Here is a 13510-nt window from a genome sequence, read left to right on the forward strand (position 1 = left end):
CTTGTAGGCGAAAATTTAGGGACTATGAAATTTTTTCTAAAACAAGAATGAAGTGTAAAAAATCAAATAATATAAGGGTAGAGCAGTTCATTCCTATTTGCTTTGTTGGGCTAGTAATTTTGTTTTTTACCGCTTGTAATGAAAGTGTAGTGACGGGATTTAACAAGGTAGATAAAAACTATAGTTTCAGTTCGATAGAAGTTAAACATATTAGCGAACTACAATTAAAACGCTATTTTTTAAGGGAAACGTCAGATTCAGTTTATACGGTTATCGCGTATAACAGTGGGGGAGTTGATCGAGGTTGGACGTATAAATTTAAGAGGATTGGCGATTGGTATTTTGAAAATAAAAATCAAGGTATAGATAGTATAGTGAATTATATCACCTATTGTGGTGGACTCCATCACATGAATACCATTAAGCATTTTTATAACAATGAACCCCAGTTAGACAGCGGTTTTTGGCATGAATTTGTCTATGATTCAATTGATATTAGGCAAAAAAAAGCGTTTGAGCTAGAACTAAAGGTCAATTACGATAAGGCACGATATGAAGGAACTATGTATTTGTGTTTATTTAATAATCCTGTGTATCACGCTGATTATTGTGATTTCAAATCCTTTACTAAGGATAGTATATTTTCCTATGGGGATGATTTTTACAATGTTCGAATTACCCCCCAAGATCAAGGAGTCAATTCAATTCAAGGATATTATACGCTATTGCCTAAAAAACAACGCAAAACAGATGGAAGTAAAGATCTAAAGGTTGTTTTCTTTAGGTTGGATTTTGATGCAAAGTAAATTGCTAAGACTTTGGAATATGAGAACAAAGTGGAAAATAATTGGTTTTGTCTTTTTATCTTGTTTGGTTTATTTTTCAATACATCCAATTGTACTTGATTATACGAAGCCAAATCTATTTCCTTTAACTAGTAAACAGTTGAAGAAGGAAAAAGGAGAAATGTTTATGCTAAATGATTTAGTACAACAGAGCGAAAATTCGGATTTTACAATTTATTTGATGCTAAACCGAGAGGATAATGCGTTCGTAAAACAAGGATTTAAGAGCAATTCTATTTTGAAAATATCGGATCAAGCGATTATTTCTAATTTTTTAAGTAAAAAACTCACCTACACAGATACGGATGTTGCGACGGTTCAGAACAAAATAGTTTTATGTGCTAAAGGTCGTGTTGTGTTAGAGTTTGCAGTAGCAATCACACCAAATAGTATAGGCATACAAAGTCCGTATACAGGTTGGGCCACGTTCAATAACCCGCAAGAGATTCAGGAGCTTTTGCAAAAATGCACGAGATACAATTATCCTGTTTTATTGCTTAAAAACTAAGAGGAAGAAAGACAAAAGAACTAGAGGTTTATCATTTACAAATTTAATATGCCAAAAGTAATCACCGTACCAAAAGATCAAGCAGCACAAGATGCTTTAAATTATGATTGCGCTGCATCTGAGCAATTGATTGAGCTTGAATTAACAAAAGAAGAGTTCGAAGAGTTGTGGAATGATGGAGTTTTTACTGCTATTAATCGAATAACAGGAAGCAATATAGATGATTTTGAAGATGAACATATTATGGATCTTCAGGTAATAGAACAGGTGTGGAATGAATTAAAAACAAATCAAATCACTCCAAAAAATATTCTTCAAATGTTTGAATTAGCTTTAGTATACAAAACAAGTATTCACTTTTATTTTTAAAAATAACAAGAGGAGAAAGTAGGGTAAAAACACTTCTTATCCTTAAGTATAGGGAAGTGATAAAGAATCAAAGAAAGAGGAGGTTTTTTGCCATTGATTAGTCTAATAGAAAGAGTAAGGTATTGCCTCAGTCTTCGTAAAAATGAACAAGATGAAATTTAAACATAGTTGGAGATTCTATCCTTTACTCTTGATTTTTGGCGTGTTTTTCTATTTCCATATTACAGGTAAAAGAAAAAGAATGGAGTTTTATGAAAGAGCAATAAATGAAAAAATAATAGATTCTAGCGATTGGCAAAAAAGAACGATAACCTATTATTTAGAAAGTGGTTTAGAAATCAATTACACGCCAGTAGATCACTGGAATATACATGTGGGAGATTCCCTTGTTAAAACGGTGAATACTAAAGTGTTTACTATTTATAAAAAGAATACGCAAGGCGTTTATGTTCGATATGGATCGTTTGATTTATAAGGGTTTAGCTTAAGGTTATGCTATGAGAAATATAAAAAATACAGCAGTAATATTTTTTGTCCTTTTCATGATTGGATTGATTATTTTTTGTGAAAGAAAGAGCTATCGGGAAAGAACTACCTTTAGAAAAGAAGCGATTAATTCATATATCATTCAAAAAAGAAGTAATTGGACGGGAGGACGAAGTTATGATTATCTTTTCCCAAACAACATTGTACTTACACTTCCTAATAATCAGAATTTAGTAGAAGGAGATTCTATTTCAAAAAAAAGTAATACCTATCGCTTTTCTGTTTATAGAAAAGATGCAGTAGGTAAATATAGGTTTTATAAAGATTTTGATATCCAGTAGTTTAACAAGAGAGAAACTCCATTTGTTGCGAATGGAATAGATGTTTTGATACTGGGTGGTCAAATGCAAACAAAAAATAGAATCACGGGAGGCAAACTCAAACTCACAAAAGCACAAAAAAACAAAAACACCCTCTCATTATTTTGAGTATTTTTGTTTGGAATGGTTTCCATGTATACTGCGGAGGAAGCTTTAAAGAAAGAGGTTAATTATGTTTGATTTTCGGTTGAAGGTTTTTTATACGGTTGCCAAAAGAGAAAGCTTTACGAAGGCAGCCAAAGAGCTGTTGATTTCACAACCGGCTGTATCCAAGCATATTCGAGAAATTGAATCCCATTATCAAACCAAGTTATTTGTGCGAGATGGCATTACTATTCGCTTAACCGAATCAGGGCAATTGCTTTATACCTATGCTGAAGATATATTCTCCACTTATCGCAATTTAGAGTTTGACATGCATGCCTTGAATGCAAAAATGGATGGAAACTTGCGCATTGGAGCGAGTACCACCGTATCTCAATATGTTTTACCACCACTTTTAGCGGAATTCAGAGGGAAAGTACACGATATTCATTTGGATGTATTATCTGAAAACTCAGCCGTTATCGAGCAGTTGTTATTGAGTAAAAATATAGATGTCGGCATTGTGGAGGGATGTTCCAAAAATCCACAAATTAAATACATTGACTTCATTGACGATGAGATTGTTCTGGTTTGTCGATTAGAGAATCCTAAGTTTAAAACGGGAGTGATTGAACCGCAGGAATTGAAAGAGTACGCTTTTTTGTTGAGAGAAGCAGGGTCGGGAACTTTGGATGTTATTGAAAGCAATTTAAATCAAGTGGGCATCTCGCTCAATCAATTGCGCAATGAAATGAATTTCTCTAGTACTGAGAGTATTAAAATGTACCTGAAACATTCCGATAGCTTCGCTTTTCTTTCGATTCACGCCATTCTCAAGGAATTAAAGTATAATGAATTGGTCGTTGTCGATATTAACGGATTGGATATTCGCAGAAAGTTCAGCATTGTACAGCGCCAAGGGCAGGAGAGTGCCTTAGTAGAACTGTTTATTCGATTCATTAAATCATATAACCTAAAGTTATAGCCCATAACTATTATGTATTTTTTTCGCCTTTCAAGATGATTGACCTTTGTAGGGTTAAAATACATACCGTATGACCCTACAAAATAGTAATACAGCCCTAGGAAGTAAAATCATTTTCATCGGTTTGGCCGTTTTGAGTTTATTTCCCTTTATCTCATCCGCTACAGCTTTAGTCTTGGGGATTATATACGCCCAGATTTTTGAAAATCCTTATGGCAAACAAACGAAAAAAGCGACGGGATTACTGCTAAAGGTCGCCGTGGTAGGTTTGGGCTTTGGTATGAATATTTACAGCGCTTTAGCCGCGGGAAAAGACGGATTTGTTTTGACCATTTTTTCCATTTTCTTAACCCTTGTATTGGGATTTGGAATAGGAAAACTCCTTAAAATAGACAAGAAAATATCCTATTTGATTTCATCGGGAACTGCTATCTGTGGAGGTAGTGCGATTGCTGCTGTATCTCCTGTTATTGATGCAGATGAAAAACAAATTTCCGTGGCCCTGGGGATTGTTTTTGTCTTGAATTCTATCGCCTTGATTATTTTTCCTCCAATTGGACATGCATTGGGGTTGAGTCAGGTGGATTTTGGGCTATGGTCAGCGATTGCCATTCACGATACAAGTTCTGTAGTAGGTGCAGCCGCAAAATATGGTGATGAAGCCTTAGAAGTCGCTACAACGGTTAAATTAGCCCGTGCCTTATGGGTGATTCCGGTTGCCTTTTTGTCGACGATGCTTTTCAAAAACAAAGGATCAAAGGTAAAAATACCCTACTTCATTGGGTTGTTTATCCTTGCCATGCTAGCTAATTCGTATATCCCTTTTATTCAACCTTTAGGCCCTTATATTGTAGAAGTATCCAAAGCCGCTTTGACGCTAACGCTCTTTTTAATCGGTACGTCATTATCCTTTAGAACCGTGAAAAACGTAGGCGCAAAACCCTTTATTGAAGGTGTCTTGTTGTGGGTGTTTATTTCGGTAAGTTCCTTAGCGTATATCTTATATGTATAGTTTGTTTGTGAGGTTTGTGCTTTGTAGAGAATTCAGAACTTCACAAAAAACAAAAAAGCAACTTTACTTTTCTTGTGAGGTTTGTGTTTTGTAGAGAATTTACAACTTCACAAAGGCAAAGAGCAAAAAACAACAACTTTACAATAAAAAAAATCGGCAATTTTAAATTGCCGATTTTTTTATATTTATACTTGAATAACACCTAAGTTGAATGGTTTTTCGATAGGCGCGTGATTCGCCGCTTCGATTCCCATAGAAATCCACTTTCTCGTATCTAATGGATCGATGATGGCATCGGTCCAAATACGAGCAGCAGCATAATAAGGTGAAACTTGTTTGTCGTATTTCGCTTTAATCGTATCGAATAATTTTTGTTCTTCTTCCGCTGATAATTCTTGGCCTTTTGCTTTTAAAGAAGAAGCTTCAATTTGCAACAATACTTTTGCAGCTTGTGCTCCTCCCATTACCGCAAGTTCCGCACTTGGCCACGCAAAGATTAGACGTGGATCATACGCTTTTCCGCACATTGCATAATTACCTGCTCCGTATGAGTTTCCTACTACTACCGTAAATTTAGGAACGACAGAGTTTGAAACGGCGTTCACCATTTTTGCTCCATCTTTGATAATTCCTCCATGTTCAGATTTAGAACCTACCATAAACCCTGTTACGTCTTGTAAGAAAACCAATGGAATTTTCTTTTGGTTGCAATTGGCAATAAAACGAGTGGCTTTATCCGCAGAGTCGGAATAGATAACTCCCCCAAACTGCATTTCTCCTTTTTTCGTTTTGACTACCTTGCGTTGGTTGGCAACGATTCCTACAGCCCATCCATCAATACGAGCGTATCCCGTAATTAACGATTGACCGTATCCCGCTTTGTATTCTTCAAATTCAGATTCATCAACCAAGCGTTTAATGATTTCCATCATATCGTATTGTTCCGCACGCGATTTAGGTAAAATACCGTAAATATCATTGGGATCAGCAACTGGTTTTTTCGCTGCAATTCGGTTGTAACCCGCTTTGTCAAAATCGCCAATCTTATCTACAATATTTTTGATGGTATCTAAAGCGTCTTTATCGTCTTTTGCTTTGTAATCGGTAACACCTGAAATTTCACAATGCGTTGTCGCTCCACCTAGGGTTTCGTTATCGATACTTTCTCCAATTGCCGCTTTTACCAAATAGCTTCCTGCTAAGAAAATACTCCCTGTTTTATCTACGATTAAAGCCTCATCACTCATAATAGGTAAGTAAGCTCCACCTGCAACACAACTCCCCATTACAGCAGCAATTTGCGTAATGCCCATGCTACTCATGATGGCGTTGTTTCTGAAAATTCTTCCAAAGTGCTCTTTGTCAGGGAAAATCTCATCTTGTAAGGGTAAATATACTCCCGCACTATCTACTAAATAGATAATAGGTAGTTTATTCTCTATCGCAATTTCTTGTGCGCGTAAATTTTTCTTTCCTGTAATGGGAAACCAAGCACCCGCTTTTACTGTAGCATCATTCGCTACGACGATACACTGTTTTCCTTTGATATAACCTATTTTGACTACAACACCAGCAGAAGGACATCCTCCGTGTTCTTCATACATCTCATCTCCGGCAAAAGCACCAATCTCTATACTATTTGTCTTAGGATCTAATAAATAGTCAATGCGCTCTCTGGCCGTCATTTTTCCTTGTTGGTGTAATTTTTCAATTCGTTTTTCACCTCCACCAAGTTTAACTTTTGCTAGTTTTCGTTTTAAATCTGAAAGCAATAACTTGTTGTGATCTTCGTTTTTATTGAAGTTAATGTCCATAGTTATCTAGGTTGTTGTATAATGTTATTAGTTTTCGCTAAAGTACAAAATTAAAATATATAGGAATAACAATAGCGTTAATATTCAGGAATGCGTAAATATAAAAGACAATACAAAAGAAAGTAATTCATCAACAAAGGGAGCATCAAATAAATAGCGGTATTTTTGTTAATTTTATAGTGTCAACTAAAAAAATAGAATATGCAAGTGCGAGATTTATTCGTATTGGTGATTAAACTGGTCGTATTAGTTTTGTTAATCGATGTCTTTTTTTCTACCATTCCTTTTATCGCAATAGAAGTGGCTACAACCTACGATGTTTTAGAAGCGAATAGAGCCAATGCGGTAACTTTATTGATTACCTTGGTCTTATTAGTGCTGCTATTCCGATATGCAGGAAAATTAGTGGATTGGCTAAAAATCGAACAAGCCTTTTCTAATCCTGTTCTTTCCTTGCCTGCTTCCCTTACGTTAGCTATGCTTGCACAGTTGGGAATCTTTTTTGTGGGAGTAAGTCTTTTCATTCATCATCTCCCTTCATTTTTGAGCAATACCTGGTTTTGGTTCAAAGCGACAGCCACAGAAACCCCCTGCGAATACGTTCAAACAGGCAATTTTTGGTTTGTTAGTGTATTCAATTTAGTTTTGGGCTATCTCTTCGTGTTTAATGCACATCGAATTGCCCGTTGGATCGTCAAGAATCAAGAATAGGGAATAAAAAGTTAAAAATACTGAATTTCAGTAGGTTGTGTAAGATTGGCGCTAAGAATATAGTATACTGTATTATCTCAATGTTACCTTAATGTTAAGTGATTATTGAATTTTATTTCCAATATTAATTTTGTAAGTAGTTGTTATTCAGTAAATAGAGGGGTTTAGTATAAGGAAAACCGATATAAACCATGTTTTGACGTAAAAATTAACGTTAAGGAAACATTCGCTTGATTTTATTGCGTAATTTTGTCGCTGTTTATAACATATATTTTATATAATGTCATTGAATAACATTTTTCAATTTTTAGTTCCAAAGGACAAAACGTTTTATCCTTTATTTGAACAAGCAGCTGTAAAGCTTAAGAAATTATCAGAAACGCTGAATGAGGCTGTGAATACACCAGCTAAGGAGAGAGAGAAATTACTTAAAGATGTTGAAGTAATTAAGGTGGAAATCGAAGCGATCGCACAAAAAACAAGAATTGAATTGGGAAAAAACTTTATCACTCCTTTTGATAGAGAAGATATTCACAGTTTAATTACTGCGGTTGATGATGTAGCGGATCATTTATCTGATGCTGCTTCTCGTATGAGATTGTATCAAATTGACAAAATTACAAAGCCTTTGCGCAAATTGACTGAAGCGAATTTAGAAGCTTGTAGTGAAGTGTACAAAGGACTATTACATTTGAAAGATTTAAAAAAGCTAGAAGAGTTAGCAACTGTATGTAAAAACATTTCGCGCTTAGAAAGAAAAGCGGATAAAGTTTTTGATAAGGCCGTAGCGGATATTTTTGAAAACGAAAATAACGCGATCGAAATTATAAAATACAAAGAGGTAATGGTGGCATTAGAAACGGCTACAGATAGTTGTAGAGACGTTGCTAATGTTTTAGAAACTGTTATCGTTAAATACTCTTAATGATCTAGCGCAAGTATATGGAATTTTTTACAGAAATATTGAGTAATCAAAGTGGGATAATGCTAATTATTATTATTGTATTAGCCCTGGGATTTGATTATATCAATGGTTTTCACGATGCCGCAAACTCAATTGCTACGATTGTAACAACACGAGTTTTAACGCCTTTCCAAGCAGTGCTTTGGGCTGCGGCTTTTAACTTTGCAGCTTATTTTATCTCCTTATACATTATTGGTGAATTTAAGATTGGTAATACCATCGCCAAATCCGTAAACGAGAACTTTATTAGCTTAGAAGTTATTTTTGCAGGTTTAATTGCTGCCATTATTTGGAACTTAGCCACTTGGAAGTTAGGTATTCCTTCTTCATCTTCTCACACCTTGATAGGTGGTTTTATCGGGGCTGCTGTTGCTCATGCTGGTGGTTTCTCAATCGATGGAGTAGATGTTGTGGAGTATTCTAAAGTAATTCCTATCTTCTTGTTTATTTTCGGTGCTCCTTTATTGGGTTTAATCCTCGCTTATTTTATCACCATCGCCATCATGTGGATTTGTAGAAATCAAAACCACTACAAATGTGAAAAGTGGTTTAAGCGCTTACAATTAGTTTCTTCTGCATTATTCTCTTTAGGACATGGAGGAAACGACGCCCAAAAAGTAATGGGTATTATTGGTGCTGCTGTAATCTTCTATCACGTTAATGTGGATATGGATCCTGATTATTTAGTAGAAGGAGTAGATACGTTTAAAGTGTTCGTAGAGCACTGGTGGTGGGTACCTTTAGCTTCTTTCTTATTCATTGGTTTAGGAACATTATCTGGTGGATGGAAAATCGTTAAAACAATGGGAAGTAAAATTACCAAGGTAACACCTCTAGAAGGAGTTGCAGCTGAAACAGCAGGTGCAGTTGCACTATACGTTACAGAACACTTGGGTATTCCCGTTTCAACAACACATACCATTACAGGTTCTATCATTGGAGTAGGTGTAACAAAACGCGTATCAGCAGTGCGTTGGGGAGTTACAATTAACTTATTATGGGCATGGATTTTGACCATCCCTGTATCGGCTATCATCGCTATGATTGTATATTATATTGTAGCTGCAGTAGTCTAATTAGACGCAAACTTTACTTGATATAGAAAAGGAATGATTGAAAAATCATTCCTTTTTTTTTTGACTTTTTTTGACTTTCAATTTATATTGGAATAAAAATCACAATCCTCAGTCAAGTTTTATCCTCTTAATAGTGCTAGTCGAGTAGAAAAAGAGAATAAAATAGCTTTGTTTTTTCTGTTATAGGATGTTTTATAGCTGTAAAACAAAAAAATAAGTCTACCGAAAAGACCTGTCGGACACAAAAAATAAAAACAATAAAAAATAAAGTAAAATATATTTCAACTAAAATTCTTTTTTTAAAAGGGTAAGTTTTCCCGTGATTGCCAATAAATTGAAACAACCTAAAACACAGTAAAGCTGGATGTTTATTGGAATTTCAGTATAGTGTGTAGAAAAAATTCTTATAGTATACGAACTGATTAGTCGTGTTTTTTTTATTAAAATTTAGTGTATATCGTAAATGGAAAAAAGGTAAATGGGAGTTTACATTTACTTTTTTACAGTTTACCCATTTACTTTTTTACTTCTTCTCTTTCTTTGTGCCATTAAAAAATAAAAGAATGAAGAAGAAAATAATAGCTATGATTCTTTTTGTATTCGTTACAAGAAACATACAAGCACAAGAAAATGTAGGAATTGGTACTGTAGAGCCTCATCAATCGGCTTTGTTGGACCTGGATGCTTCTGATAAAGGAGTTTTGTTTCCAAGAGTAGCCTTGAGTGAAGAAACAGTCTTAGCAGGCGGTTCAAATCCTATAGGCGTTGTTGTATTTAATAATGGAGAAGGAAGTATTTCGACCAAAGGGTTTTATTTTTGGTCGGGAAATCGTTGGGAGTTATTGGCTTTAGATTCGACCTTAACGGAAGAAATTGAGAAAATAAATCAAAAGATACAAGGATTGCAATTTCCAGCAATAAGTGAGCAATGGATATATATGCCTGCTTTTCCGATTAAAATGCATGAAGCCTCCGAACAGAAAGTGTATTTATATGATGAATATAGCAAACAATTAGGGGACACAAGTGGCATGACTATTTGGGAGGAAAACGAAGTGAAGTTTGTCGTAACAGGATATGATGTGGCATCCTTTAATACCGTACCTACTATTATAACCGAAAATGGTAGACAGTATCTCCTGTATAAGTCAAATGTAAATAAAATGACCGCATCAAGTTATTTGAACATAATTATAGTGAAAAATAATGAAGACTAAAATCTATTATATTCTTGGTTTATATACCTTGATTTCTTTTCCGTTTTCGGTGTTATATGCCCAGTTTCCCTATCATAATCAGATGATATCAGGGGATGATTTTAGCCCATTTTCAAATTCAGATAAAGTGGATTTTAAAACATATGGTGCTGAGTTAACTACCAAAGAAAATCAAACAAAAGGTTTTTTTCTGAATGATCTAGTGTTTGCAAACGATCGTGGCTTTGTTCTTCGTTTTGAATATGTTATGACTGGAAAGGGACCTGGAACACCTTTTGGTGCGGGAAATGGTCTTGCTTTGGTTTTATTTGATGGTAGTGTTGATAATCCTGCTATGGGAGCATCGGGATCGGGCATTGGATATAGTTATCGTAAGGCAACAAGTTCGGGAAATGCTGTTAATGGATTAACCAAGGGTATGCTAAGTATTGGACTTGATTTATACGGTGATTTTAAAAGTCGTATTATTAATCCAGAAGAATTTAGAAATGGAATCTATACTAATGGAAGAGAAGGGAATCATGTGACAGTTCGTGGTCAAGGAGATGGATTAGCAGGATATCCTGTATTGATTTCTCAAAGTGTTTGGGATATCGGCCAAAGATATCAACTAGATGCGGAAACAGGAGCATATTCAACGACCTTTGATGCTCCTGATAATAAAGGATTTTCGTTTAAGTTAAGAGAAAATGAACGTGATAATGAAATGGATAGCAATGTTGGTTTTGGACATCTTTCGTATAGAAGAGTCGAAGTAAGCATGTTGCCAGGCAAGATGAATGCGTTATCAGGTTTTTTTTTAAACGTTGATATTGTACATGGTAGTGAAACAAGTCGAGTAATAAACTCTTATTTTATTCAGACTAATGCACTTCTTATTTATAATGAAGCGCAAACCAACACTGTTGATGCATTGGTCATGAATCATGTTGTACTGCCGCAAACATTTAGAATTGGATTTATAGGGGCTACTGGATCGGCCTATCAGAAAAATATTGTTCGAAATATCAGTATTTACCTTCCCTTTTCTCCTTCAGTTAAAACAGTAGAAGTGGATCAAGTGTGTAAAGATGATGCTACCATACTTGATGTTTTGGAACATAGTGTAGGTTTTAATTCTAATTTGTATTCAAAAGGAGAAAACTTAGATGATTTAGGTAAAAAAGAATATTTAGATCCCTATAGTTTTCAATTTACAACTTTAGTCAATGGGGAATTTGTAAAGACAACTGAACCCTTTATTGCAGTAACAAGTAATGGGCGTTATGAATATAATCCAGTTACTATGCAAGTGGAATTTGTGCCTAAAATCGGGATGGTAGCAAAAGAAGATCAAGTTTATTTTAATATCAAAAATAAGAAAAGTATCCAAGGAAATACTGATTTAGGTGGTGAACAGTTTCGATCAAATAATGCCATGATAAAATTAAATTTCACATACAATTGCAATGATATTATTATGGTAAATGGTAACTCTATTTAAAAGTAAATGCATATGGAAAGAGATAGAAGTATAACAATTAAAATAGTCTTGCTTATTTTGTGTTTATCCAATAATTTGGAAATCTTTGCACAATACCCTTACTTTAATTCAGGACAGCAAGCGGATGCTTTTACTTTGTTGGGTGAAAGTAGATCTGGATTAGTTACGTACAGTAAAAATGGAATTAAACTATTAGATGCTCAAAATCAATATTCAGGAGTGTATCTGAATGATTTGAGTTTCACAACAGAAAAAGGATTTATTTTAGAATTTGAATTTGGGTTGGATATAGGGAGAATGGAGGAGGATAAATATGGAGATGGTATTGGTATGGTTCTTTTTGATGCTGCTGAATCCAATCCTAGTCTAGGAGATAAGGGAGGTGCTTTAGGGTACGCACATACTCAGAAGTATTCTGGTGTACATACAGCAGGTTTTACTAAAGGTATTTTCGGATTGGGATTAGATTTATATGGAAATTATAAAAATAGAATAAGAGGAGGAAGTGAAATAAGAAACGGTATAACAGAGATAAAAGATGGAAATTTTGTCGTTTTACGAGGTCCCTATAATCCGAGTAATCCCTATGAAGGTTATCCCGTTCTTTTTGCCATAGGAACAAGAAAAAATACAAACCTATATTTGAATCGCAGTACAGGGCAAGCTATAAGTAAGCAAAAAGGATTTGTTGGACAACGATTTAGCCTTCGAAGTGCGGTAATGAACGCTAAACCAGGCGATATAGGATATCGAAAAATTCGCATAGCTTTTGTGCCTGGACAAGATGATTATACTAGACAACAAGGTTTTTTTATTTTTGTAGATATAATAAATGGGATATATAATTCTTCTATAATAAAAAATTACTTTGTCCCAAAATCAGGAAGTATTAAGTATAAGGAAGAATTAATTCAAGGATTGCAAACTTCAGAAATTAAAAATTTAGGACTGACTATTCCCACAACAATGAAGATGGGTTTTACCGGAGCAACAGGGGCAGCTTCTATTCGAGCCCATATTCGAAATATTTCGTTGAGTTTGCCTTTTTCACCTGTGGTGCAAGATATTGTTATTCCCGATGTAATCTATGATAGACCCTTTGTAAGTAAACCTTTATATAGCGCAATAGGATATGATTCGAATGTGTATTCGGTATTAAACCCACCTAGCGAATCTATTTTGTTTTTAGATTTATCTTCATTTCGATTTAAAGTGTTTGATGATAAAACAAAAAGTTATGTTGTTAATACAGATCCATTTAAGTTGGAGGTGCCTAAAGTAGGAACGTTTACCTATGATACTGATACTGGAGAAGTGACATTTGTACCTGTGGAAGGATATAGAGGAAGTTCTTATACGTTTTATTACGATATAAAAAACAAACGCCCCGCTACAGGGGTAGATATTAGTACGGAAGAATACAGATCAACAACGGCCTCCGTAACCTTAAATTTTACGGATGAAATTCCACTCTATCGCAATCCACCTCTATTAGTGAATAAAGGAGTGAATAAAGTACAGTAAGTTTTTGAAAGTTAATTTGATTTAAAAAGAAAAACGCTTAGTCTGCAAAGGC

The 13510-nt window shown here is 34.8% G+C and carries 14 protein-coding genes; 13 read left to right on the top strand and 1 reads right to left on the bottom strand.

All coding sequences use genetic code 11. The features are described from left to right. Nucleotides 1–47 precede the first annotated feature (47 nt). The 7 genes from FBR08_RS12960 (at nucleotide 48) to FBR08_RS12990 (ending at nucleotide 4669) form a co-directional block, all read left to right on the top strand. The gene (locus tag FBR08_RS12960; RefSeq protein ID WP_158963109.1) at nucleotides 48–806 is read left to right on the top strand and encodes a hypothetical protein; all 759 of its coding nucleotides are present in this window, start codon (nucleotides 48–50) and stop codon (nucleotides 804–806) included. 19 nt (nucleotides 807–825) lie between these two features. Continuing rightward, complete coding sequence (locus tag FBR08_RS12965; RefSeq protein WP_158963110.1) at nucleotides 826–1353, top strand: hypothetical protein; 528 nt, start codon at nucleotides 826–828, stop codon at nucleotides 1351–1353. Between the two features lie 48 nt (nucleotides 1354–1401). Then, the gene (locus tag FBR08_RS12970; protein WP_158963111.1) at nucleotides 1402–1722 is read left to right on the top strand and encodes a hypothetical protein; all 321 of its coding nucleotides are present in this window, start codon (nucleotides 1402–1404) and stop codon (nucleotides 1720–1722) included. A 151-nt stretch (nucleotides 1723–1873) separates the two neighbouring features. Next, nucleotides 1874–2197, top strand: coding sequence for a hypothetical protein (locus FBR08_RS12975; protein ID WP_158963112.1), 324 nt, complete (start codon nucleotides 1874–1876; stop codon nucleotides 2195–2197). A gap of 22 nt (nucleotides 2198–2219) precedes the next feature. Next, nucleotides 2220–2549 (top strand): hypothetical protein, encoded by a 330-nt coding sequence (locus tag FBR08_RS12980; protein ID WP_158963113.1) that lies wholly within the window; start codon nucleotides 2220–2222, stop codon nucleotides 2547–2549. 211 nt (nucleotides 2550–2760) lie between these two features. Then, nucleotides 2761–3657, top strand: coding sequence for a LysR substrate-binding domain-containing protein (locus FBR08_RS12985; protein ID WP_158963114.1), 897 nt, complete (start codon nucleotides 2761–2763; stop codon nucleotides 3655–3657). Nucleotides 3658–3727: 70 nt separating this feature from the next. Next, nucleotides 3728–4669 carry a YeiH family protein gene (locus tag FBR08_RS12990; protein WP_158963115.1) on the top strand — a complete coding sequence of 314 codons (942 nt, stop codon included), beginning with the start codon at nucleotides 3728–3730 and terminating at the stop codon, nucleotides 4667–4669. A gap of 185 nt (nucleotides 4670–4854) precedes the next feature. Here FBR08_RS12990 and FBR08_RS12995 read toward each other — a convergent pair whose 3' ends face one another. Beyond that, nucleotides 4855–6483, bottom strand: a complete 1629-nt coding sequence (locus FBR08_RS12995) for an acyl-CoA carboxylase subunit beta (RefSeq protein ID WP_158963116.1) — start codon at nucleotides 6481–6483, stop codon at nucleotides 4855–4857. A 201-nt stretch (nucleotides 6484–6684) separates the two neighbouring features. Between FBR08_RS12995 and FBR08_RS13000 the strand changes: the two genes are divergently transcribed. The 6 genes from FBR08_RS13000 (at nucleotide 6685) to FBR08_RS13025 (ending at nucleotide 13458) form a co-directional block, all read left to right on the top strand. Next, the gene (locus FBR08_RS13000; RefSeq protein WP_158963117.1) at nucleotides 6685–7194 is read left to right on the top strand and encodes a hypothetical protein; all 510 of its coding nucleotides are present in this window, start codon (nucleotides 6685–6687) and stop codon (nucleotides 7192–7194) included. Nucleotides 7195–7474: 280 nt separating this feature from the next. Continuing rightward, the gene (locus FBR08_RS13005) at nucleotides 7475–8119 is read left to right on the top strand and encodes a DUF47 domain-containing protein (RefSeq protein ID WP_158963118.1); all 645 of its coding nucleotides are present in this window, start codon (nucleotides 7475–7477) and stop codon (nucleotides 8117–8119) included. 17 nt (nucleotides 8120–8136) lie between these two features. Beyond that, the gene (locus FBR08_RS13010; RefSeq protein WP_158963119.1) at nucleotides 8137–9234 is read left to right on the top strand and encodes an inorganic phosphate transporter; all 1098 of its coding nucleotides are present in this window, start codon (nucleotides 8137–8139) and stop codon (nucleotides 9232–9234) included. Nucleotides 9235–9797: 563 nt separating this feature from the next. After that, nucleotides 9798–10451, top strand: coding sequence for a hypothetical protein (locus tag FBR08_RS13015; RefSeq protein WP_158963120.1), 654 nt, complete (start codon nucleotides 9798–9800; stop codon nucleotides 10449–10451). After that, complete coding sequence (locus FBR08_RS13020) at nucleotides 10441–11934, top strand: L-type lectin family protein (protein WP_158963121.1); 1494 nt, start codon at nucleotides 10441–10443, stop codon at nucleotides 11932–11934. Before FBR08_RS13015 ends, FBR08_RS13020 begins: the two co-directional genes overlap by 11 nt. A 12-nt stretch (nucleotides 11935–11946) precedes the next feature. Beyond that, the gene (locus FBR08_RS13025; protein WP_158963122.1) at nucleotides 11947–13458 is read left to right on the top strand and encodes a hypothetical protein; all 1512 of its coding nucleotides are present in this window, start codon (nucleotides 11947–11949) and stop codon (nucleotides 13456–13458) included. Nucleotides 13459–13510: the final 52 nt, after the last annotated feature.

Origin of the sequence: Myroides fluvii, assembly GCF_009792295.1 — a bacterium.
Lineage (GTDB): Bacteria > Bacteroidota > Bacteroidia > Flavobacteriales > Flavobacteriaceae > Flavobacterium > Flavobacterium fluvii_A.